The organism is Hymenobacter siberiensis (genome assembly GCF_018967845.1).
Classification (GTDB): Bacteria; Bacteroidota; Bacteroidia; order Cytophagales; family Hymenobacteraceae; genus Hymenobacter; species Hymenobacter siberiensis.
This window is the reverse complement of the sequence record NZ_JAHLZZ010000001.1, coordinates 700257-714754: the sequence shown is the minus strand read 5'-3', so window position 1 is coordinate 714754 and position 14498 is coordinate 700257. Positions and strand designations below refer to the sequence as shown.

General features: G+C 60.9%; 12 protein-coding genes. 11 read left to right on the top strand and 1 reads right to left on the bottom strand.

Annotation, left to right across the window (positions count from 1 at the left end; translation table 11 throughout):
- Window positions 1–205: 205 nt before the first annotated feature.
- The 3 genes from KQ661_RS03065 to KQ661_RS03055 all read left to right on the top strand — a co-directional run bounded on the left by KQ661_RS03065 (window position 206) and on the right by KQ661_RS03055 (window position 3899).
- Window positions 206–1417: an OmpA family protein gene (locus KQ661_RS03065; protein ID WP_216685623.1), complete on the top strand. Its 1212-nt coding sequence runs from the start codon at window positions 206–208 to the stop codon at window positions 1415–1417.
- Window positions 1418–1508: 91 nt separating this feature from the next.
- Window positions 1509–2561: a PorP/SprF family type IX secretion system membrane protein gene (locus tag KQ661_RS03060; RefSeq protein ID WP_216679299.1), complete on the top strand. Its 1053-nt coding sequence runs from the start codon at window positions 1509–1511 to the stop codon at window positions 2559–2561.
- 69 nt (window positions 2562–2630) lie between these two features.
- Window positions 2631–3899 carry an SUMF1/EgtB/PvdO family nonheme iron enzyme gene (locus tag KQ661_RS03055; protein ID WP_216679298.1) on the top strand — a complete coding sequence of 423 codons (1269 nt, stop codon included), beginning with the start codon at window positions 2631–2633 and terminating at the stop codon, window positions 3897–3899.
- A gap of 165 nt (window positions 3900–4064) precedes the next feature.
- Here KQ661_RS03055 and KQ661_RS03050 read toward each other — a convergent pair whose 3' ends face one another.
- The gene (locus KQ661_RS03050) at window positions 4065–4766 is read right to left on the bottom strand and encodes a ComF family protein (protein WP_216685622.1); all 702 of its coding nucleotides are present in this window, start codon (window positions 4764–4766) and stop codon (window positions 4065–4067) included.
- A 221-nt stretch (window positions 4767–4987) separates the two neighbouring features.
- Between KQ661_RS03050 and KQ661_RS03045 the strand changes: the two genes are divergently transcribed.
- From KQ661_RS03045 to mnmG, 8 genes are all read left to right on the top strand, one after another.
- Window positions 4988–5401 (top strand): carboxymuconolactone decarboxylase family protein, encoded by a 414-nt coding sequence (locus KQ661_RS03045; RefSeq protein WP_216679296.1) that lies wholly within the window; start codon window positions 4988–4990, stop codon window positions 5399–5401.
- Entirely contained in the window at window positions 5398–5790 is a 393-nt protein-coding gene (locus KQ661_RS03040; RefSeq protein ID WP_216679295.1) for a hypothetical protein, read from the top strand. Before KQ661_RS03045 ends, KQ661_RS03040 begins: the two co-directional genes overlap by 4 nt.
- A 51-nt stretch (window positions 5791–5841) precedes the next feature.
- On the top strand, window positions 5842–6612 hold the full coding sequence (locus KQ661_RS03035; RefSeq protein WP_216685621.1) for an exodeoxyribonuclease III: 771 nt from the start codon (window positions 5842–5844) through the stop codon (window positions 6610–6612).
- Window positions 6613–6779: 167 nt separating this feature from the next.
- Complete coding sequence (locus KQ661_RS03030; RefSeq protein WP_235726912.1) at window positions 6780–10283, top strand: DUF4175 family protein; 3504 nt, start codon at window positions 6780–6782, stop codon at window positions 10281–10283.
- Between the two features lie 162 nt (window positions 10284–10445).
- The gene (locus KQ661_RS03025) at window positions 10446–10892 is read left to right on the top strand and encodes an ATP-binding protein (RefSeq protein ID WP_216679293.1); all 447 of its coding nucleotides are present in this window, start codon (window positions 10446–10448) and stop codon (window positions 10890–10892) included.
- 16 nt (window positions 10893–10908) lie between these two features.
- Window positions 10909–11406: an rRNA maturation RNase YbeY gene (ybeY, locus tag KQ661_RS03020; protein WP_216679292.1), complete on the top strand. Its 498-nt coding sequence runs from the start codon at window positions 10909–10911 to the stop codon at window positions 11404–11406.
- Window positions 11407–11553: 147 nt separating this feature from the next.
- Entirely contained in the window at window positions 11554–12282 is a 729-nt protein-coding gene (locus KQ661_RS03015; RefSeq protein ID WP_226929788.1) for a GNAT family N-acetyltransferase, read from the top strand.
- Window positions 12283–12563: 281 nt separating this feature from the next.
- Entirely contained in the window at window positions 12564–14432 is a 1869-nt protein-coding gene (gene mnmG / locus KQ661_RS03010) for a tRNA uridine-5-carboxymethylaminomethyl(34) synthesis enzyme MnmG (protein ID WP_216685620.1), read from the top strand.
- Window positions 14433–14498: the final 66 nt, after the last annotated feature.

Here is a 14498-nt window from a genome sequence, read left to right as displayed (position 1 = left end):
GCTTTTCGGCCACTGCTGAATCTCGCGCATTAATCTAACGCATTATTCCGCACAAGCTTTAATAATTTGGGCATCTATTTGGTGTCAGGCACCTATTCAAACTGCTCGAATAAAGCCAGCAGCCGGCCATTACCCATCTATCTACTTATATACCAAAACCTTGCTTTTTCTGACCATGGTTTTACGCCCCTATTTCTGCATTCATATGAAGCGTTTTTTACCAGCTATTCCTTTGGTCGTGCTGGGGTGGCTACTGGGAGCGGCCCAGCCCGCCCAAGCCCAAAATCCGGCCATGAGCCTGATGGGCAGCGTGCAATCCGATTCGCAGGCCCCCCTGCCGGGCGCGGCCATCACCGTCATCCACCTGCCGTCCGGCGTGCGCCACGCCGCCGCTACCGATGCGGCCGGCCGCTTCATGGTCGCCAATCTCATGGTGGGCGGTCCGTACCTGATACGGGTGGGCGAGGGCGGCTACCGCCCGCAGACGGTCGAGAATATTTTCCTCGAAACCGGCAAAACCACCAACTTCACCGGCACGCTGAACAAGCTCAGCGATGCACCCGGCAAAGCCAGCAGCCGCAACAACGCCCCCAGCGCCCCCACGCTGGCCCTAGCCGATGAAGCCGTAATAGGCGGCCCCGTACTGGTATCCACCCTCAGCGGTGCCCCGCGCCCTGCACCCGCTGCGGCCAGCACCAAGCCCACCGCCAGCCACGCCACGAGCAAGGCCGCCCCAGTGCCCGCGCCAGCTGCAGCCCCGCCCATGCCGGCCGCTTTGGCGCCAGCTCCCGCTCCCACTACCCCGGCAGCAGCTGCAGCCCCCGCCACAGAACGGTACCCGCGCTACAGCCGCTACCCTGCCCGCCGCCCAGCTACCCGCGTGGCTGACCCCATCGTGCCGGGTCATTTTGATGCCAAAACCGGCAACTACTTATACGAAACCGGCCAGCCTACCACCCTAAAGCTGCCCGGCAGCGGAGCCATCTCGAACGTGGGAGCCAATTCCACCGAAAGCTACCTGTTCCGCTTCCTGAGCAACCCGCAGGTGCAGGTCGACTCCGTGGACCTGACCCGGGGCTGGTACAATTTTGACCGGGTATATTTTGAAGCCGGCAAGGCCACGCTCACGCCCGAGTCTATCAGCCAGTTGCGCAACATCGCCAAGCTGCTGCGCGCCTACCCTAAAGCCCGCATCAAACTCGGTGGCTACACCGACGACACGGGCAACGACAAGGTAAACAAAGAATTGAGTGAAGCCCGTGCCCGCACGGCCTGGGCCAGCCTGGTCGAGATGGGCATCAGCGCCACCCGCCTCGACGCCCGCGGCTACGGCCCCAACTACTCCATCTCCTCCAATGCCACTGAGGAAGGCCGCGCCATGAACCGCCGCCTGAGCGTGAAAGTGCTGCAGAAATGAGCTCCTGCCATTCCGGCCTTCGCGGGGCCGGGACGTATCTTCGCCAGGTCGGTGCACTAATTCGCGCCAGCCTGGCGTTATGCCGTTTCGTATGCCAGAGCCTCCTTACCTGTTGTTTAGCAAGCTGATACGCCCCGCATTGCTGGCCGGGCTGCTGGCTGCGGGTGCCACCAGTGGCGCCCACGCGCAGGATGTCTTTTTTTCACAGCCCTTTGCCACCCGGCTGCACACCAACCCGGCTTTCACAGGCCTGGTCGATGATTACAGCGTCACGCTGAGCTACCGTAACCAGTTTCCCAGCCTGGCGGGCTCCTTCGTGAGCACCCAGCTCGCGGCCGACCTGCGCACCAACTCGCCCGGGCAGCACCACGCCCTCGGCCTGCTCCTCAACCAGGACCGCACCGGCGCGGTGGGCTACACCCGCCTCGAAATCGGCGGCCTCTACGCCTACCACACCCGCCTCACCAAAACCATTGCCCTGAGCGGCGGCCTGCGCGCCAGCTACGGCCGGCAGCGCGTGGGATATGACAATTTCGTGTTCGGCGACCAGATTCGGGAAGACGGCAGCGTGGGCGGCCCCTCGGCCGAAGCCCTGGACTTTGCGCCCGTCAACTATTTCAGCGTGGGCACCGGCGTGGTGGTTTATTCCGAGCAGGGCTGGCTCAGCCTGGCCGGGCAGCACCTCAACCAGCCCAGCCTGGGCTTTCGCCAGCAAAGCCAGCTACCGCTCTCGCTGAGCATCTCCGGCGGCTATAAGTTATTCGTTATCAAGCCCGGGGCGGGAGTGGCCACCCGCGAGGTCAGCTACACGCCGGTGGCGGCCTACACGCGCCAGGGCGGCTCGCAGCGCATCGAGACCGGCGTGTACCTCACGGCCTCACCCGTGACACTCGGCGCGGTGTATCGCAATATTTCGCTACCCGGTAGCGTTAGCCCCCAACACGTACTGGCCGTAGTGGCGGGCATTCAGGCCGGTGGCCTGCGCCTGGGCTACAGCTACGACGTGGGCCTGAGCCGCCTAAGTGCCGATTTGGGCGGTGCCCATGAGGTGACGCTGGCGCTGCGGGCGTTTGACCGATTGGAAAATGCCCATCGTCGCCTAAAAAGGAGTGTTTACCCGGCGGCCCCTTGCCCGGTATTTTAATATTTTGTATTATTGCGTCCTAATTGCGCTTGCTAACCCCTCCTCACCCATACGGATTTTAACTTTGTTATGAAATTAAATAATTATCTACGCTTAGTCTTGGTGGGCGCAGTAGCCCTCGCCGGCTGTAGCAAGAAGGGTCCGGCCTCAGCCACAAACCCCGGTAAATATTCCTCTACGACGGGTATCGAATACAATACGGAGAAGGGCATGGCAGTTGCCAATTTCAAGAAAATTCCCGAAGGCCCCGGCCTCGTGTTTATCGAAGGCGGCCGCACGGTACTGGGTTCGGGGGAGGAAGACGTAACCATGTCGCACGACAACATCGAGCGCACGGTGACCATCGCCTCATTCTACATGGACGAAGCCGAAGTAGCCAACATTCACTGGCTCGAATACCTGCACTTCATCCGCACCGACTCAGCGGAAGAGTTCTATAAGTCGGCCCTGCCCGATACCACCGTTTGGGCGCGCGACCTGTCGTTCAACGACCCCTACGTGACCTACTACCTGCGTTACCCCGGCTTCCGCTTCTTCCCCGTGGTGGGCGTGAGCTGGCTACAGGCCGATGACTACTGCACCTGGCGTACCGCCAAGGTGAACGAGCGTCTGGCCTCCGGTGGCGACAGCAAATCGGGCAAAGGCGGTCTGTTTGGAAAGAAAAAAGACAAAGGTGCTGCTGCCGGTGCCGAAGGCACTGCCAGTGCCGCTGGTGCGCTGAGCGACGGCAAAGGTGGAGCTTCCATCGAAAAAGGCAACACGCTGCCCAACTACCGCCTCCCCACCGAGGCCGAGTGGGAGTACGCCGCTCAGGCCCTCATCGGCACCCAGGAAGTGGGCAACGAGAACCAGGAGGAGAAGCGCATTTACCCCTGGGATGGCAAATCGACCCGCAATGCCTACGGCCGCAAGCAGGGCCAGTTTCTGGCTAACTTCAAGCGGGGCCGGGGTGACTACGCCGGCATCGCCGGTAGCCTGAACGACGGCGCCATGATTACCGAGCAGGTGTACGCCTACCCGCCCAACGACTACGGCCTCTACAACATGGCCGGCAACGTGAACGAGTGGGTGCAGGACGTGTACCGCCCCCTCTCGTTCCAGGACGTGGAAGACCTGAACCCCTTCCGCCGCAACGGCGTGGGTGACCCGGCCGACAAGTACGACAAGAAAGGCTATCAGTCGCTGATTGACGACCATGTGCGCGTGTACAAAGGCGGTTCGTGGCGCGATGTGGCCTACTGGCTCTCGCCCGGTACGCGCCGCTTCATGGCCGAGGATTCGGCCACGGCTACCATCGGTTTCCGTTGCGCCATGATTAACGCCGGCAGCAACAAGTAAGACCACGGATTTTAGCAGATTTCACGGATTTTGTGAACGTCGCCCGAACAAAAAAGGCTTGCCATCTGGCAAGCCTTTTTTGTTGCCTAAATATCAGTAAAACAGCCTACTACCGCCGTCCACAAAATCCGTGAAATCCGCTAAAATCTGTACTAATCCGTGGTCTTAGCGGTCCGCACAGGCAATGGCCGCGATGCTGACTTCGGCCGCGCCGGCAGCCAGCAGCACCGCGCCGCAGGCTTCGAGGGTAGCGCCCGTGGTAAGCACATCATCAACGATGAGGATGCGGCGGCCGATAATCGACGCTGGATTCTCGACTTCAAACACCGTGGCCACGTTTGCCCAGCGTTGGGCGCGGTTCTTTTTGGTTTGCGTTTTGGTGTTGGTATTGCGGCGCAGGGCGGTGTTGGCAGCCGGCACTTTCAGGCCCTCGGCCAGGCCGGTGGCGAAGGCAGCAGCCTGGTTGTAGCCGCGCTTGGCCAGCTTGCGCGGATGCAGCGGCACGGGAATAATGAGGTCGAAATCGGTGGCCAGGCCCGCCGCGAGCAGCTCGGCCCCGTAGAGTTGGCCCAGAGCGGTGCCCACGTCGCGCTGGCCCTGGTACTTAAGCTCGTGCAACAGGTGCTGCACCCGGCCGTGGCGCACAAAGCGCAGGTAGCTCAGAGCGTGGCGGATGGGCAGCTTGCCCCAGAAGCGGCGGCCCAATGGGTTCTGGTCGGGCGGCAGCAGGTGGTAGTCGGTATAGGGCAGCTCGGCCCGGCAGCCGGTGCAGAGATGGTTTTCGCCGGTCACGAGGGGCTCGCGGCAGGCCAGGCACAGGCGCGGGTAGATGAGGCCGACGAAGTCCTGCCACAGGGTGCGGAGCATGGTGGTAGAGTGGGGGAAGGGTTTGGAAGTAATTTTGGAGAAGCAATGTAGCCGATAGTACGACGTCATTCACTATAAGCCCGTCATGCAGAGCGTAGCGAAGCATCTTGCCCGCAGGCAGTAATCCAATCGACAGGAATTAGTGGTGGCGGGCAAGATGCTTCACTCCGCTGCGCTACGTTCTGCATGACCGTTCTTTTTTCTCAGAATATCCAACTAAAATGTCCCAAGTAACCGAATTCAACGAGTACCGCCAGCGGATGAATGCCACCATCCTGGCGGCCGATAACAAGGTCATCAAGCGGTTTTTCAACCTCGACACCAACACTTACGCGGCTGGCGCGCTCGACGTGAAAACCAAGGAAATGCTGGGCCTGGCCTGCTCCATGGTGCTGCGCTGCGATGATTGCATCAAGTACCACGTGGGCAAATGCTTCGAGGAGAAGCTCACCGACGAAGAGATTTACGAGATATTCGCCATCGCCAACATCATCGGCGGCAGCATCGTGATTCCGCACTTCCGCCGCGCGGTGGAGTACTGGGAAATTCTGAAATCGGAAGCGGGTGTCGGTGCGCACGATGGCGAAGCCCTCGCCGCCCACAAAGCCGCCCACGACGGCCAGCCTACCGTATGAGCGACGACCTGAACCACGCTGCTCCCGCCGAGCACCCCGAGGCCGAAGCCGATTTTGAGGCCCGCTGGGAAACCCTGATGGTGGAAATGGAAGCTCGCTTCGACAAGCGCCCCGACCTCAATGCCCTGCTGCTGCTCATCGGCATTCAGGAGCTGAACCAGGGCATCGCCACCTTCACCAAGGAGGAAAAGCAGGACCTGATGCACATCGCTACATGCCGCCTCTTCAGCCTCAGCGGCCACTACGAGCAAACGCACGTAGACGCCGACGGCTGGCCCCACTACAAGCTGCTACGCCCCGTGCCCTTCGCCAACCTGAAGGAGCAGGAGCGCATGCTGAAGTGGCACGCACTGGAGTATTTCGCGCTGGACCCGGGCGATGACTTGTAATTAGTTCTTGAGCCAGTTGAACGTCGTGCTGTGTTAATCCCATACAATTGAATGAAAATCGTTTCCTACAACGTCAATGGCCTGCGCTCAGCCCTCAGCAAAGGCCTGCTGGACTGGGTGGCCGAAGCTGCGCCCGACGTACTGTGCCTCCAGGAAATAAAGGCCAGCCGCGAGGCTATGGATGTTTCCGGCTTTGAAAAGCTGGGCTACCACGCCTACCTGCACCCGGCCCAGAAGCCGGGCTACAGCGGCGTAGCCACGTTCTCGAAAATGGAGCCTAAGGCCGTCATTCATGGCTGCGGGCAGAGCTGTTATGACGATGAGGGCCGCGTATTGCGGCTCGATTTCGAGCAGGTATCGGTGCTGAACACCTACATGCCCTCGGGTACCAGCGGACCGGAGCGGCAGGCCTTCAAGGTGGAATGGCTGCACTTTTTTCGCAATTATGTGGCCAAGCTACGAGCCGATGGCAGCACGCCACCATTGCTCATCGGCGGCGATTTCAACTGCTGCCAGACGGCCATCGACCTGCACAATCCCAAGGCCAACCAGAACAGCCCCGGCTACACGCCCGAGGAGCGGCAGTGGTTTAAGGATTTTCTGGCCGATGGGCTGGTCGATACCTTCCGCCACCACCACGGCGAGGCCGTGGGGCACTACTCCTGGTGGAGCTACCGGGCCGGCTCGCGCGGCCGCAACGTAGGCTGGCGCCTCGACCATTGGCTGGCCGACGCAGCTTTGCAACCCCGCCTGACCGGCGCGGGTCTGTTGCCCGACGTGGTGCATTCGGACCACTGCCCGGTGTGGGTGGAAGTACAGTGAGGTGTGAAATGGTGATGAGATGGTGAGTTTGATGTTTCGACGGCGCAAATGGCGCATTTAGAACATCAACCTCACCACCTCACCATTTCACACCTCACCAAAAACGAACCAAGCGCCCCGTTTCAGATGTATCTTTCCCGACTAAGACCTGATTTATGGCGATGTTGATGGAGCGCGGCGCTGCGGCAGGCCAATACCCCGCCCTGGCGCGGGTACGGACGGAGCTGGAGGCCTTCAAGCGCAAGTTTTACCTGAACCTGCTGGTGCGTGGATTGCTGGTGGCCGGTGGGCTGCTGCTCACGTTTTTCGTGGTCTTCAACGGGCTCGAATACTTCCTGTACCTGCCCACGGTGGTGCGGGCCGGGCTGCTGTTCGGCTTCATCGGCCTCACGGTCTACAGCTTCGTGCGCTGGATTTGGACGCCGGTGGCCGCCCTCACCAACCTGCGCCGGCTGCTGAGCGACGAGCAGGCCGCCCGCCGCGTAGGCGAGCTTTTTCCCGAAGTGCAGGACCGGTTGGTGAATGCCCTGCAGCTGCAGGGCCAGGCCCGCGACAATGCCCTGATTGCCGCCAGCTTGGAGCAGCGCGCCGCGCAGTTCGGCCAGTATTCGTTTGCCGAGGGCATCAACATTCAGCAGCAGAGCAAGCCGCTGTGGAAGTACGCGGCCATTCCGGCGGCAGTGCTGCTGGCGCTGCTGGCCTTTTATCCCAGTTTTCTGGTGCAGGGCACGGAGCGCATCTGGCACTACAAGCGCGCCTATTCGCCGCCCGCGCCGTTTCAGTTTTTGATTAAGAATGCGAAGCTGACGGCGTTTCGGGGCGAGGATTTTACGCTGGACGTGGGCGTGGCGGGGGCAGCTTTGCCGGCCGAGGTCAGCATCGCGATGGATGGTGGCGAGCGGCGGCTGAGCAAAGTGGCCGGGCGCGGCGATGCGTTCCGCTACACCTTCGAGCAGCCGCAGGGCGACGTGAGCTTTCAGCTGAAAGGGGCGGGGTTTACTTCGCCCGAATACCAGCTCACGGTGCTGGAGCGGCCCAATCTGCGCGACTTCAAAGTCAGCATAACCTACCCGCCCTACACCGGCAAGGCGGCCGAAACCATCGAGAACGGCGGCAACCTGACGGTGCCCGAGGGCAGCACGGTGCGTTGGGAATTTACCACCGCCGCTACCGATGAGCTGGCGCTGGTTTTCCAGAACCCCGACGAAACCCTGGCTGCCAGCGGCGACGACGGCACCTTCACGGCCACGCGGCGCATCCTGCGCTCGCAGCCCTATTTGCTGCGCCTGAAAAACCCGGCCAGCCTCAACCGCGACCCCATTTCCTATCAGCTCACGGCCGTGCCCGACTTGCCGCCCTCGCTCACGCTGGAAGCTTTTTCGGATACCGTGACGCGGCGCTTCCTGGCGCTGGGCGGCACCGTGCGCGACGACTACGGCCTGACCCGCCTGGAGCTGCACTACGCGTTACGCCGCGCCGGACAGGGGCCGAATTCGGCCCCCAGCCGCCAGGGTGCTACGCCGCTGGGCCTGCCCCGCGAGAGCGCCGGCACCTACGCCTACACCTGGAACCTGAACGCGCTGAACCTGCAACCCGGCGACCGCCTCGAATACTTTGTGGAAGCCTGGGACAACGACGGCGTGCACGGCCCCAAAGCCACCCGCACCCGCCCGGCCGAGTTCCGCCTGCCCAGCCGCCGTGAGCTGCGCCAGGAGATGAAGGCGCAGGCCGAGTCCGTGGCCAGCCAGATGAGCCAGGCCGCCAAGCAAAGCGAGAAGCTGGAGCGCGAGCTGGTCAAAACCCAGGACAAGCTGAAAACCAAGCGTGACCTGAGCTTTCAGGACCGCAAGCAGCTGGAAAACATGCTGGACCAGAAAAACCAGCTGAACCAGCAGATGGAGCAGATGCAGAAGATGTTCGAGCAGCTGCAACAGAAGCAGGACCAGGCCAGCCCCAAAAGCGAGGAGCTGGCCAAGAAGGCTGAGGAGCTGAAAAAGCTGATGAACGACCTCCTCGATCCCGAAACCAAGAAGCTCTACGAGAAGCTACGCAAGCTGCTGGAGGAGCAGAAGCAGCCCGACGCCGAGATGCAGAAGCTACTGCAACAGCTCGAAAAAAAGGAAGATACCCTGCAAAAGGAGCTTGACCGCGCCCTCGAAATGTTCAAGCAATTGCAGCTGGAGCAAAAGGCTGAAGAAACCGCCAACAAGCTCGACGAGCTGGCCAAGCAGGAAGAAAAACTGGCCGAAAAAACCGACCAGAACGACAAGGAAAACCCCGATAACAAGCTCTCGAACCAGGAACAAAAAGCCAAGCAGGAGCAGCTGAAACAGGAGCAGGCCCAGAACCAGAAGGAGTTTGAAGACCTGAAAAAGGAGCTGCAGGACCTGAAGCAGATGGACAAGGAGCTCGACAACCAGAACGGCATGGACGAGCAGAAGCCCGACCAGGAGCAGACCGACCAGGACATGCAGGAAAGCCAGCAGAGCCTGAGCAAAAACCAAAACAAAAAGGCAGCCGGCAAACAGAAAAGCGCCGCCTCCCGCATGAAGAAGATGGCGCAGAAAATGCGCGACCAGATGAGCGAGGAGGAGAGCGACCAGGCCCAGCAGAACATCGAAGACCTGCGCGATATCCTTGATAATCTACTCACCCTCAGCTTCGACCAGGAAGGACTGATGAAGGAATTTCGCAAAGTTGACCAGTCCGACCCGCGCTTCGTGCAGTTGGGCCAGACCCAACGTAAGCTGCGCGACGATGCCAAAATCATTCAGGATTCGCTGTATGCACTGGCCAAGAAGGAGCCCAAGATTCAGAGCTTCGTAACGCGGGAGGTGGGCGAGATGAACGGCCGCATGGACGAGTCGCTCACCCACATTCAGCAGCGCGATTTGGGCCGCGCCACCGCCACCGAGCAGCAGGCCATGACCAGCATGAACAACCTGGCCCTGATGCTGCAAAGCTCCCTGCAACAGATGCAGCAGGAGGCCCAGGCCGGCAAAGGCCAGCCCAAAGACGGCCAGGGCAAGCCCGGCAAGAAAAAGGGCAAAGGCAAAGGGCTGGGCCAAGGCAGCAAGCCCGGCCCTGGCAACATGGGCAAGATGCAGCAGCAGCTCAATGAGCAGATTCAGCAGCTGTCGAAATCGGGCAAGTCGGGCCGCGAAATGTCGCAGGAGTTGGCCCGGCTGGCCGGCCAGCAGCAGATGCTGCGCCAGGCCATGCAGCAGCTCGACAAATTGCAGCAGGGCGGCAAGCCCGGTGGCTCGCAGGGCCAGGGCCAGGGCAAGGATGGCAAAGAAGGCAGCCAGAACAACCCGAACGGCAAGGACGGCAAAGGCGACCAGGGTGCGGGCGGCACCGGCGACCTCAAAAAAATGATGGAGCAAACCGAAACCGACCTCGTGAACAAGCGCCTCACCGAGGAGACGATGATGCGCCAGCAGCAGATTCTTACCCGCTTGCTAGAAGTGGAAAAATCGGCCCGCGAGCGCGACCAGGACACCAAGCGGGAGGCGCAGGCGGCTCAGTACAAGCCCCCGGTTTTCCCGCCGGCGTTCGATAAATACCGAGTTAGTAAGGAACGCCAGACCGAATTGCTACGTAGTACACCCCCGAACCTCACGCCGTATTATGAGCGCGAAGTGGGGGAATATTTCCAGAAAATCAAATAATCCGAGCGGCTTCCTATCCAAGCGGGCGGCGGTTTCGTTAACCAATTAGTGTACTGTTAGAACCATGCCCGATGGGGTCGCAGAAATAGTTGCGGTGCTTTGCCTTTAAAAGACTATTTTTACCGCCCCAAAGAGCTACCGCTCTTCCCATCAAACCACCCTATGAAGCAGGTAAAAATTCAGATTCCGTCGCTTGTTGAGAATATCCGCGTCGTTGAAAGCTTCATCGATAATTCCAAGGATACCTTTCAGATTGAGGACGATATCTACGGCAACATTATGGTGGCCGTGACCGAAGCAGTGAACAATGCTATTCGCCACGGCAATAAGTTCGACAAGGACAAAAACGTCTACCTATCGCTCTACGTGGAGCCGCAGCAGCTCAAGTTCGAGATTGAGGACGAAGGCACGGGCTTCAACTACGATAACCTCGACGACCCCACGGCCCCCGAAAACCTGGAGAATCCGGGTGGTCGCGGCATCTTCCTCATTCGCCACCTCGCCGATGAGGTGGAGTTCAGCAAGGAAGGCCGCTGCCTGCTGCTCACGTTCCAGCTGGCACCCGCACCTGCCGACGAAGCCGCCGCCGCCGACCACCTCGCCGCCTAAAGCCGCCTGATTCCGCATGAACAGCACCCCGCCGCTGGGCCCGCCCCACAACGAAAACTTCCCGCCTGGCGAGCTGCACCACGAGGCTCCGGGCGTCGAGTTCATGGTGGAAGATGCCCCCGATTTTGAGCTCTCCGACGCCGAAAGCCTGCTGGAGTGGATTGAGCGCGTAGCCAAGGTGCACGAGCACCGCATTGTGCAGCTCACCTACATCTTCTGCTCCGACGACTACCTGCACCGCCTCAACGTGGAGTACCTGGCCCACGATACGCTCACGGACGTCATCACTTTCGATAACTCCGATGACGCAGATATCCTCGAAGGCGATATCTTCATCAGCATAGAGCGCGTACGCGACAATGCTCAGGACCTCGGCATCCCGTTCCGCGACGAGCTGCACCGCGTCATGATTCATGGCGTGCTGCACTTGCTTGGCTACCATGACAAGGACCTGCTGAGCCAGACCGCCATGCGCGCCAAGGAAGACTACTGCCTGGCACTGCGCAGCTTCTAGTGTTTTCTGATTTAAGAACGGGTAGAGACGCATCCTTGCGTCTCGTCGTTGAACGGCTCGTACAGCCACCGCTTGGCGGAGCCGTTCAACGACGAGACGCAAGGATGCGTCTCTACCCGTTGTGTCTGCTTCATCTGACCATTTGTTATGGCCGCCTCTTCTTCTGCTGAATTCCCCGTCATCCGGGGCGATGCGCTGGATTTCTACCTAGCCCAGGGATATTACCGCATGCAGCAGGACCTCTTCACCTGCCAGTTTGTGCCCTTCGATGGCCGCCTCTACACCGCCCACTGGCTGCGCCTCGACCTGGCCCGCGTGGCGTGGGGCCCCGAGCAGCGCCGCCTGCTGCGCCGCAATGCCCGCTTTGCCGCCACCATCCGCCCGTTTCGCCTCACCGACGAATACGAGGAGCTGTACGCCCGATACCGCGCCGCCATTACCTTCGATGCCGCGCCCACCATTGAGGCCGTGCTGCTGGGCGGGGCCGCCCACAACGTCTTCAACACCCAGATTATCGAGCTGCGCGATGAGGGCAAGCTTATTGCCGCCGGCGTGCTCGACTACGGCGAGCGCACCTTCGCCGGCATCCTCAATTTCTACGACCCCGCGTATCACAAGCACAGCCTCGGCAAGTACCTGCTGCTGCTGAAAACCGACTACGGCCGCCGGCTCCATTTCGACTACTACTACCCCGGCTACCTGGTGCACGACTACCCCAAATTCGACTACAAGCTCTTCGCCTGCGCGGCGGCCACGGAAGTTTTCGACAGCATCGGCGGCCAGTGGCTGCCTTATTCCCGGGAAGCGGTGCAGGCCAATTCGGCCGAGCTTTTTGCCGAGTGGCTGCCCGAGGATTTGCAGGGTCTGAACGAGTAGGGTGCGGGGCTTGCCCCCGCCCGTCGGTGCACGATTCAGCCGTAAACCGTCCGACGACGGGCGGGGGCAAGCCCCGTACCCTGCTCGTTCAAATGCCCATTTCGTTGCAGGTGACGATGACGGCCGGGCATGGATTGCGTAATTTTGTAGCTATCAACGCCGCGCGGCATTTTTTCGCGCCAGGTTTCGCCAAGTTGAAATCAAGTTTCGCAAAGCTTGGTTCTTACTTCTATCGCCTTGGCGAGACTCCCATTTTAAACTTCGCGAGACTTCGCGCGCCTATGTTTCAGCAAGAAGATTACGACGTCATTGTAGTGGGCGCGGGCCACGCCGGCTGCGAAGCCGCCGCCGCTGCCGCCAACCTCGGCTCGAAAGTGCTGCTGGTGACGATGAACATGAACACCATCGCCCAGATGTCGTGCAACCCGGCCATGGGCGGCGTGGCCAAGGGCCAGATTGTGCGCGAAATCGACGCGCTGGGCGGCCAGTCGGGCATCATCACCGACCAGACCATGATTCAGTTCCGCATGCTGAACCGCTCGAAAGGCCCCGCCATGTGGAGCCCGCGCGCGCAAAGCGACCGCATGCGCTTCGCCGAAGCCTGGCGCCTGACCCTGGAAGGCATCGCCAACGTCGATTTCTGGCAGGAAGCTGTGACCGGCATCGTGGTGGAAAATGATACCTGCGTGGGCGTGAAAACCGCCCTCGGCATCGAGTTTCGCGGCAAGTCGGTGGTGCTCACGAACGGCACGTTCCTGAACGGCCTTATTCACATCGGGGAGAAGAATTTCGGGGGCGGCCGGGCGGCTGAGAAGGGCAGCCGCGGCATCACCGAGCAGCTGGTGGAGCTGGGTTTCGAAGCCGGCCGCATGAAAACCGGTACCCCGCCCCGCGTGGACGGCCGCAGCCTTGACTACTCGAAAATGGAAGCCCAGGGCGGCGATGAGGTGCCGAATAAATTCTCCTACCTCGACACGCCGCGTCTGGTCAATCAGCGCCCCTGCTACATCACCTACACCAACGAGCGGGTGCACGACATCCTGCGCGAGGGTTTCGAGAAGTCGCCCATGTTCCAGGGCCGCATCAAGGGCCTGGGGCCGCGCTACTGCCCCAGCGTGGAGGACAAAATCAACCGCTTCGCCGACAAGGACCGGCACCAGATTTTTGTGGAGCCCGAGGGCTGGAGCACCGTGGAATGCTACGTGAACGGCTTCAGCAGCTCGCTGCCCGAGGACGTGCAGTATCGCGCCCTACGCGAAATCGCGGGCTTCGAAAATGCCAAGATGTTCCGCCCCGGCTATGCCATCGAATACGACTTTTTCCCGCCCACCCAGCTGGCGCCCACGCTCGAAACCAAGCTGATTGCCGGCCTCTACTTCGCGGGCCAGATTAACGGCACCACGGGCTACGAGGAAGCCGCCTGCCAGGGCCTGATGGCTGGCATCAACGCACACAACAAAGTGCACGGCAAGCAGCCGTTCGTGCTCAAAAGGAGCGAGGCCTACATTGGCGTGCTCATTGATGACTTGGTGAACAAAGGCACCGACGAGCCCTACCGCATGTTCACGAGCCGCGCCGAGCACCGCATTCTGCTGCGCCAGGACAACGCCGACCTACGCCTCACGCCCCTGGGCCACGAGCTGGGCCTGGCTTCGGATGAGCGCCTGGAGCGCGTGCGGATGAAGGAAGGCCAGACGGCCGAAATTGGCGTGCTGTTCCAGAAATTCGCCATCGAGCCGGCCGAAATCAACCCGCTGCTAACGGAGCTGAGCTCGGCCGAAATCCAAGAGAAAACCCGCGCCGTGAACCTGCTGCGCCGCCCCAACGTGGAGCTGGCCGACCTGCGCCGCGCCCTGCCCGCCCTCGACGAAGCGCTGGCCGCTTACGATGCCGAGGCGCTGGAGCAGGCCATCATCAACATCAAATACGAAACCTACCTGCTGAAGGAGCAGCAGCAGGCCGAGCGCATGCAGGAGCTGGAAAACTTCGTGATTCAGGGCCGGCTCGACTACCGCGCCATGCCCGCCCTCTCGCACGAGGCCCGCGAAAAGCTGCTCAAGATTCAGCCCGAAACCATCGGGCAGGCCTCGCGCATCAGTGGCATCTCGCCGGCCGACGTGTCGGTGCTGATGGTGTACCTTGGCAGGTGAAATGAATTAAAAATTGAGAATTAAAAATTAAAAATTGAGCCTGCGCAGACCAAACAGCGCCAATCA

Excerpts from the sequence above, each read along its gene's own strand:
- KQ661_RS03065 (WP_216685623.1), top strand. The coding sequence starts at position 206 with ATGAAGCGTTTTTTACCAGCTATTCCTTTGGTCGTGCTGGGGTGGCTA.
- KQ661_RS03060 (WP_216679299.1), top strand. The coding sequence starts at position 1,509 with ATGCCAGAGCCTCCTTACCTGTTGTTTAGCAAGCTGATACGCCCCGCA.
- KQ661_RS03055 (WP_216679298.1), top strand. The coding sequence starts at position 2,631 with ATGAAATTAAATAATTATCTACGCTTAGTCTTGGTGGGCGCAGTAGCC.
- KQ661_RS03050 (WP_216685622.1), bottom strand. The coding sequence starts at position 4,766 with ATGCTCCGCACCCTGTGGCAGGACTTCGTCGGCCTCATCTACCCGCGC.
- KQ661_RS03045 (WP_216679296.1), top strand. The coding sequence starts at position 4,988 with ATGTCCCAAGTAACCGAATTCAACGAGTACCGCCAGCGGATGAATGCC.
- KQ661_RS03040 (WP_216679295.1), top strand. The coding sequence starts at position 5,398 with ATGAGCGACGACCTGAACCACGCTGCTCCCGCCGAGCACCCCGAGGCC.
- KQ661_RS03035 (WP_216685621.1), top strand. The coding sequence starts at position 5,842 with ATGAAAATCGTTTCCTACAACGTCAATGGCCTGCGCTCAGCCCTCAGC.
- KQ661_RS03030 (WP_235726912.1), top strand. The coding sequence starts at position 6,780 with ATGGAGCGCGGCGCTGCGGCAGGCCAATACCCCGCCCTGGCGCGGGTA.
- KQ661_RS03025 (WP_216679293.1), top strand. The coding sequence starts at position 10,446 with ATGAAGCAGGTAAAAATTCAGATTCCGTCGCTTGTTGAGAATATCCGC.
- ybeY (WP_216679292.1), top strand. The coding sequence starts at position 10,909 with ATGAACAGCACCCCGCCGCTGGGCCCGCCCCACAACGAAAACTTCCCG.
- KQ661_RS03015 (WP_226929788.1), top strand. The coding sequence starts at position 11,554 with ATGGCCGCCTCTTCTTCTGCTGAATTCCCCGTCATCCGGGGCGATGCG.
- mnmG (WP_216685620.1), top strand. The coding sequence starts at position 12,564 with ATGTTTCAGCAAGAAGATTACGACGTCATTGTAGTGGGCGCGGGCCAC.